We start from the raw sequence: 7085 nt of genomic DNA, 5'->3' as shown, positions 1-7085 counted from the left end.
ATACCGCTGCCGGAGGTGTAAGAGCAAGCGGAAGCCGACCCCGACTTCCTGCTGGAGATCGAGCACGTCCGCGAGTGGGAGCAGGCGAACGGCCCACTCCCCGACGGCGGTTGGCTGCTGTACCGGACCGGCTGGGACGCGCGGTCCGGCGACCAGGGCGCCTTCCTCAACGCCGACGAGAACGGCCCGCACACGCCGGGGATCTCCGCCGAGTGCGCCCGGTGGCTCGCCGAGGAGACCCCCGTCATCGGCCTCGGCACCGAGACCGTCGGCACCGACGCGGGCGCCGCCCACGGGTTCGACCCGCCGTTCCCGTGCCACTCCTACTTCCTCGGCGCGGGCAAGTACGGCCTCACCCAGCTGCAGAACCTCGCCCGGCTGCCGGCCCGCGGGGCCGTGCTCGTCGCCGCGCCGCTGCCGATCGAGGGCGGCTCCGGCAGCCCCGCCCGCGTCCTCGCGCTGATCGAGCGATGATCGTCGCGGCGACCGTGGGGGAGGCCCTCGCGCGGCTCGGCGCGCGCACGGTCTTCGGGGTCGTCGGCAGCGGCAACTTCCACGTCACCAACGCGATGATCGCGCACGGCGCCCGGTACGTCGCCGCCCGGCACGAGGGCGGCGCGGTGACGATGGCGGACGCGTACGCGCGGGTGAGCGGCGGGCTCGGCGTGGTCAGCGTCCACCAGGGTCCCGGCCTCACCAACGCGGTCACCGGCATGGCCGAGGCCGCCAAGAGCCGCACGCCGCTGCTGGTCGTCGCGGGCGAGGTGGCCGCCGCCGCGGTCCGCTCCAACTTCCGGGTCGACCAGGCGGCGATCGCCGCGGCCGTCGGGGCGGTGCCCGAGCGGGTCCACTCGCCGCGGACCGCGCTCGAGGACGTGGCGCGCGCCTGCCGGACGGCGGTCGCCGAGCGCCGCACCGTGCTGCTCGGCCTGCCGCTGGACGTGCAGGGCGCCGAACTCCCGGACGAGGCGGGGCGCCGGTCCGGCGCGCTGCCCGCCGGGTACCGGCCGCGGCCCGCCCAGGTGCCGCCGCTGCCGGTGCCGCCGCCGGCGGCGGTCGCCCGGCTCGCCGACGCGCTGCGCGCGGCGCGCCGGCCGGTGTTCATCGCGGGGCGCGGCGCCCGGCTGGCCGGCGCCCGCGAGCCGCTCGCCGAGCTGGCCGCCCGCTGCGGCGCGCTGCCCGCGACGTCGGCCGTCGCGCGCGGCCTGTTCGCCGGCGACCCGTTCGCGCTGGACGTCAGCGGCGGGTTCGCCACCCCGGCCGCCGCGGAGCTGATCCGCGGCGCCGACCTGGTCGTCGGCTGGGGCTGCTCGCTCACCATGTGGACGACGCGGCACGGCGCGCTCATCGCCCCGGACGCGACGGTCGTGCAGGTCGACGTCGACGCCCGCGCGCTCGGCGCGCACCGCCCGGTCGACCTCGGGCTGATCGGCGACGCCGCCGAGACGGCGCGGGCCGTGCTCGCCGAGCTGGCGGCGGGCGGCCACCGCGCCACCGGCTACCGCACTCCCGAGGTGCGGGAGCGGCTCGCCCGCGAGGGCCGCTGGCAGGACGTCCCATACGAGGAGGATCCGGACGGCGAGGACGACGGCCGGCCCCGCATCGACCCCCGGACGCTGACGATCGCGCTCGACGCGATGCTGCCCCGGGAGCGGACCGTCGCCGTCGACTCGGGCAACTTCATGGGCTACCCGGCGATGTTCCTGGACGTCCCGGACGCCGACGGGCTGGTGTTCACCCAGGCGTTCCAGTCGGTCGGGCTCGGCCTCGCCACGGCGGTCGGCGCCGCCGTGGCCCGCCCGGACCGGCTCACCGTCGCCGCCCTCGGCGACGGCGGCGCGCTGATGTCGGTCGCGGAGCTGGAGACCGCCGTCCGGCTCGGCCTGGACCTGCTCGTGGTCGTCTACGACGACGAGGCGTACGGCGCGGAGGTGCACCACTTCGGTCCCGGCGGGCACCCGCTGGACACGGTCACGTTCCCGCCGGCGGACATCGCCGCCATCGGCCGCGGCTTCGGCTGCGCGGCGGCGACCGTCCGGTGCCGCGACGACCTGGCCGCCGTGGCGGACTGGCTGGCCGGCCCGCGGGACCGGCCGATGGTCGTGGACGCCAAGGTCACCCGCGACCGCCCCTCCTGGTGGCTGGCGGAGGCATTTCGCGGTCACTGACCGTGTAGGGACGCTCTCGCTGGGAAACATCCCGCCATCACGATCATGAGCGTGTGCGCGGAACGGCGCGGCGCGCCGGCGTCGCCGTGGGGGGAGCCGCCGGCCCGGCCGGCCCGGCGCGCCCGCGTTCGCGGTGGTCGTGCCCTACGCCATAGGTCCTGGAGGAGAGATGTCGCGATGGCCGATTCCCGAGCTCGCCCGGGAGATGATCGCGGAGTTCGCGGGCACGATGATCCTGATCCTGTTCGGCGTCGGCGTCGTCGCGCAGGTCATCGCGGGGAGCGGGCTCGGGGCCCCGCAGAGCCTCGGCGGGCATGACGCCATCACCTGGGCGTGGGGCTTCGGGGTGACGCTGGGCGTCTACGTGTGCGCGCGGATCAGCGGGGGCCACATCAACCCGGCGGTGACCGTCGCCTTCGCGGTCTTCTGGGGCTTCCCGTGGCGCAAGGTGCTGCCGTACTGTTTCGCGCAGGTGCTCGGCGCCTTCGTCGCCGCGCTGATCGTCCGGTGGAACTACACCGAGATCCTGCACGCGTTCGACCCCGGGCTGACCGCCAAGACGCAGTTCGTGTTCTCCACGATGCCGGGCAACGGGTCCCTGCCGATCCACACCTGGGGCGCGTTCCGCGACCAGATCATCGGCACCGCGATCCTGCTCTTCCTCGTCCTCGCGCTCGTCGACCCGCGCAACTCGCCACCGCTGGCGAACATGGCGCCGCTCATCATCGGGTTCGTCGTGGTGGCGATCGGGATGGCGTTCGGGTCCGCCGCCGGGTACGCGATCAACCCCGCCCGCGACCTCGGGCCGCGACTCGCCCAGTACATCACCGGATACGAGAGCGCGTGGCGGGACCAGTACGGGGACTTCTATTTCTGGGTGCCCATCGCGGCGCCGCTGATCGGCGGACTCCTCGGCGCCGCGCTCTACGTCCTGCTCATCGGGCGCAACATCCCGCCCGAGCAGGAGGTGACCGAGACGCTCGAGCCGCGCCTGAACGAGGACGATTCCTGACGGGGACCCGCCCCGCCGGCAGAAAGGGCAGAGTAATGGCCGACTTCGTCGGAGCGCTCGACCAGGGCACGACGAGCACCCGCTTCATGATCTTCGATCACGGCGGGAACGAGATCGCCCGCCACCAGCTGGAGCACGAGCAGATCCTGCCGCGGGCGGGCTGGGTGGAGCACAACCCGACCGAGATCTGGGAGCGGACCCGCGCCGTCGTCCAGAGCACGCTGAACAAGGCGAACCTGGGGCACACCGACCTGGCCGCGTTCGGCATCACCAACCAGCGCGAGACGACCGTGGTGTGGAACCGGCGCACCGGCCGCCCGTACTACAACGCGATCGTCTGGCAGGACACCCGCACCGACCGCATCGCGTCGGCGCTGGAGCGCGACGGGCGGGGGCAGACGATCCGGCACCGCGCCGGGCTGCCGCCGGCGACGTACTTCTCCGGCGGCAAGATCCAGTGGATCCTGGAGAACGTCGACGGGGTGCGGGAGGCGGCCGAGGCGGGCGACGCGGTCTTCGGCAACATCGACACGTGGGTGCTGTGGAACCTGACCGGCGGGGTGAACGGCGGCGTGCACGTCACCGACCCGACCAACGCCAGCCGCACCATGCTGATGGACCTGGAGACCCTCGACTGGGACGACGAGCTGCTGTCGTTCTTCGGCATCCCCCGCTCGATGCTGCCGGAGATCAAGCCGTCGTCCGCTCCGGAGCCGTACGGGATGAGCCGTGCGGACGGCCCGCTCGGCGGCGAGGTCCCGCTGACCGGCATCCTGGGCGACCAGCAGGCCGCGACGGTCGGGCAGGTGTGCTTCGCGGTCGGCGAGGCCAAGAACACCTACGGCACCGGCAACTTCCTGCTGCTCAACACCGGTGAGGAACTCGTCCGGTCCAAGGCGGGCATGCTCACGACCGTCTGCTACAAGTTCGGCGACCATCCGACCGTGTACGCGCTGGAGGGGTCGATCGCGGTGACGGGGTCGGCCGTCCAGTGGCTGCGCGACCAGCTCGGCATCATCTCCGGGGCCGCGCAGAGCGAGTCGCTGGCCCGGCAGGTCGACGACAACGGCGGCGTCTACTTCGTCCCCGCCTTCTCGGGCCTGTTCGCCCCCTACTGGCGCTCCGATGCGCGCGGCGCCATCGTCGGCCTGTCGCGCTTCAACACCAACGCCCACCTGGCCCGCGCCACCCTGGAATCGATCTGCTACCAGTCGAGGGACGTGGTGGAGGCGATGCGCCAGGATTCGGGGGTCACCCTGGACGTCCTGAAGGTGGACGGCGGCGTCACCGCCAACGAGCTGTGCATGCAACTGCAGGCCGACATCCTCGGCGTCCCGGTGTCGAGGCCCGTCGTCGCCGAGACCACCGCCCTCGGCGCCGCCTACGCCGCCGGCCTCGCCGTCGGCTTCTGGCACACCACCGACGAACTCCGCCAGAACTGGAACGAGGACAAGCGCTGGAACCCCACCTGGGACGAGGATCAGCGCGAGAGCGGCTACGCCGGCTGGAAGAAGGCCGTCGAGCGGACCTACGGCTGGGTGGACGTGGACTGAAAGACCCCCTCCGGGGTCCTTCTCAACGGGCCGCCGATGATCTAGCATCCGGTCGGTGACAGCGCCGTCACCGACCGGAGCCTGCTCCGGCCCGCCGAGAGGACCCCGCATGCCCAGACGCCTCGCCGCAGCCGTTCTCGCCGCCGCCGCGGGCGCCGCGACGCTCACCGCCAGTGCCGCGCAGGCCGCTCCCGAGCCGCTCCCGGTGCCGCTCCCGGCCCCGCTCCAGCCCGCCGCGCAGCAGGGCCGGGCGGAGGTCGACTTCACCGGCATCGTCGCGCTCAGCAACTGCTCGGGGTCGCTGGTGCGGGGGCCGCGCTCCCGCGACACCGACGCCGCGCTCGTCCTGACCAACGGCCACTGCCTGGAGTCGGGGATGCCGAAGGCCGGCGAGGTCGTCGTGGACCAGCCCTCGTCCCGCACGTTCCGCCTCCTCGACCGGACGGGCCGCGGCGACCTCGGCACCCTCACCGCGACCAGGGTCGAGTACGCCACGATGACCGACACCGACGTGACCGTCTACCGGCTGAACACCACCTACGCCGCGATCAAGAGCAGGTACGGCGTGTCCGCGCTGCGCCTGTCCACGGCCAGGCCGCACGACGGCACGGAGATCCGGGTCGTGTCCGGCTACTGGCGGAAGATCTACGGCTGCCGGATCGACGCCACCGTCTACCGCCTGCGCGAGGCGGGCTGGACGTGGCGGGACTCCCTCCGCTACACGCCGCAGTGCGAGACGATCCACGGCACGTCGGGCTCTCCGATCATCAGCACCAGGACCGGCCAGGTCGTCGGCGTCAACAACACCGGCAACGACGACGGCGAGCGCTGCACCCTCAACAACCCGTGCGAGGTCGCCCGCGACGGCGAGATCACCGTCCGCCACGGCACCCACTACGGGCAGCAGACGTACGGGCTCGCGCGCTGCCTCGGCGCCGGCAACGACGTCGTGCTGAGCAAGGCGTGTACCCTGCCCAAGCCGTGACGCCCGAACTCTGACGCCCGAACTCTGACGCCCGAACTCTGACGCCCAGACCGTGACGCCCAGACCGTGACGGTGCGGCCGGGGGGTGCGCTCACCCCTCGGCCAGCAGGCCCATCCGCAGCCGGTCGAGGGTGGCGCGCAGCAGCCGGGAGACGTGCATCTGCGACAGCCCGATCTGCTCGGCGATCTGCGTCTGGGTCTTGTTGCCGAAGAACCGCAGCAGCAGGATCGTGCGCTCCCGCTCGGGGAGGTCGTCGATGAGCGGGCCGAGGGCGTGGCCGTCGATGAAGGCCTCCAGCGCCGGGTCGTCGGAGCCGAGGTACTCGCCGACCGTGCCGTTCTCGCCGCTCGGCGACCCGTCCGCCGGCGCCTCCAGCGACAGCGGCCGGTAGGCGTCGCAGGCGATGATGACCTCGACGGTCTCCTCCTGGTCGATGCCCATGAGCTCGGCGATCTCGGCGGTGGTGGGGGAGCGGCCGTGCTCGCGGGTGAACTCCTGCACGCTGCGCTGCAGGACCGGCCGCAGCTCCTGGATGCGGCGCGACACCCGGATGCCCCACGTCTTGTCGCGGAAGTGCCGCTTCACCTCCCCGGTCACCACCGGGTAGGCGTAGGTGACGAAGCGGTCGCCGATCCCGGGGTCGAACCGGTTGATGGCCTTCACCAGCCCCAGGTAGGCGACCTGCTGGAGGTCGTCGAGCGGCTCGCCACGGTTGGCGTACCGGCGCGCCACGCCGCGGACGAGCGGGGCGTGCATGTCGACGATGCGCGCCCGCAGCCGCTCCCTGTGCGGGTCGTCCTCCGCAAGCCGGTTCATCTCCGCGAGCAGGATCTCGGTCTGGCCGTCGTTGAACCGGGTGGACTGCGCCGACGTCATGCGGTGCTCTCCTTTGCGGACGAGGCCGGCGAGGGCGGAGGCTGTCGCTCGGTGCCGTCCCCCTACCCGCCAGAAACGCGATCACACGGATCCGCGGGGCCGCGGGGATAGACGCACCCCACGCGGGTAACCGGGCGGTGAGGCAGGAGGTGAGGTGGAGCCGTGAGCACGATCACCGAGTCGGTCATCGTCACCGTCCCGATCCGCACCGCCTACGACCAGTGGACGCGGTTCCAGGCGTTCCCCCGCTTCATGGACGGCGTGGAGGAGATCCGCCGGCTCGGCGACAGGACCCTCCGCTGGACGACCCGGAACGGCCCGACGCTCGCCGGAGTGGTGACGTTCCACCGCCTGGACGAGACCACCACCCGCGTCACCGCGCAGCTGGAGCTCGACCCCGAGGGCCTCGCGGGGAGGGCCGGGGACCGGACCGGCGCGCTGACGCACCGCGTGCGGGGCGACCTGCGCCGCTTCAAGACCCTCATCGAGG

At 73.1% G+C, this 7085-nt stretch carries 7 protein-coding genes; 6 read left to right on the top strand and 1 reads right to left on the bottom strand.

All coding sequences use genetic code 11. The features are described from left to right. The first annotated feature begins 48 nt into the window (after positions 1-48). From ETD96_RS38115 to ETD96_RS38095, 5 genes are all read left to right on the top strand, one after another. Positions 49-474, top strand: a complete 426-nt coding sequence (locus ETD96_RS38115) for a cyclase family protein (protein WP_338072653.1) — start codon at positions 49-51, stop codon at positions 472-474. Then, positions 471-2168 (top strand): thiamine pyrophosphate-binding protein, encoded by a 1698-nt coding sequence (locus ETD96_RS38110; RefSeq protein WP_138641352.1) that lies wholly within the window; start codon positions 471-473, stop codon positions 2166-2168. The genes ETD96_RS38115 and ETD96_RS38110 overlap by 4 nt, the downstream gene beginning before the upstream one ends. Before the next feature lie 169 nt (positions 2169-2337). Further along, positions 2338-3180 carry an MIP/aquaporin family protein gene (locus ETD96_RS38105; RefSeq protein WP_138641351.1) on the top strand — a complete coding sequence of 281 codons (843 nt, stop codon included), beginning with the start codon at positions 2338-2340 and terminating at the stop codon, positions 3178-3180. A gap of 35 nt (positions 3181-3215) precedes the next feature. Further along, complete coding sequence (gene glpK / locus ETD96_RS38100) at positions 3216-4733, top strand: glycerol kinase GlpK (protein ID WP_138641350.1); 1518 nt, start codon at positions 3216-3218, stop codon at positions 4731-4733. Positions 4734-4842: 109 nt separating this feature from the next. Next, positions 4843-5718 (top strand): S1 family peptidase, encoded by an 876-nt coding sequence (locus ETD96_RS38095; protein ID WP_138641349.1) that lies wholly within the window; start codon positions 4843-4845, stop codon positions 5716-5718. Between the two features lie 91 nt (positions 5719-5809). Here ETD96_RS38095 and ETD96_RS38090 read toward each other — a convergent pair whose 3' ends face one another. Further along, positions 5810-6595: a SigB/SigF/SigG family RNA polymerase sigma factor gene (locus ETD96_RS38090; protein WP_138641348.1), complete on the bottom strand. Its 786-nt coding sequence runs from the start codon at positions 6593-6595 to the stop codon at positions 5810-5812. 162 nt (positions 6596-6757) lie between these two features. Between ETD96_RS38090 and ETD96_RS38085 the strand changes: the two genes are divergently transcribed. Further along, positions 6758-7085 (top strand): SRPBCC family protein (locus tag ETD96_RS38085; protein WP_138641347.1); only part of this gene is annotated, 328 nt, incomplete at its 3' end.

It is taken from the genome of Actinomadura geliboluensis (genome assembly GCF_005889745.1).
Classification (GTDB): domain Bacteria; phylum Actinomycetota; class Actinomycetes; order Streptosporangiales; family Streptosporangiaceae; genus Spirillospora; species Spirillospora geliboluensis.
The sequence above is the reverse complement of the archived record's forward strand: the minus strand, read 5'-3'. Positions and strand labels throughout refer to the sequence as shown.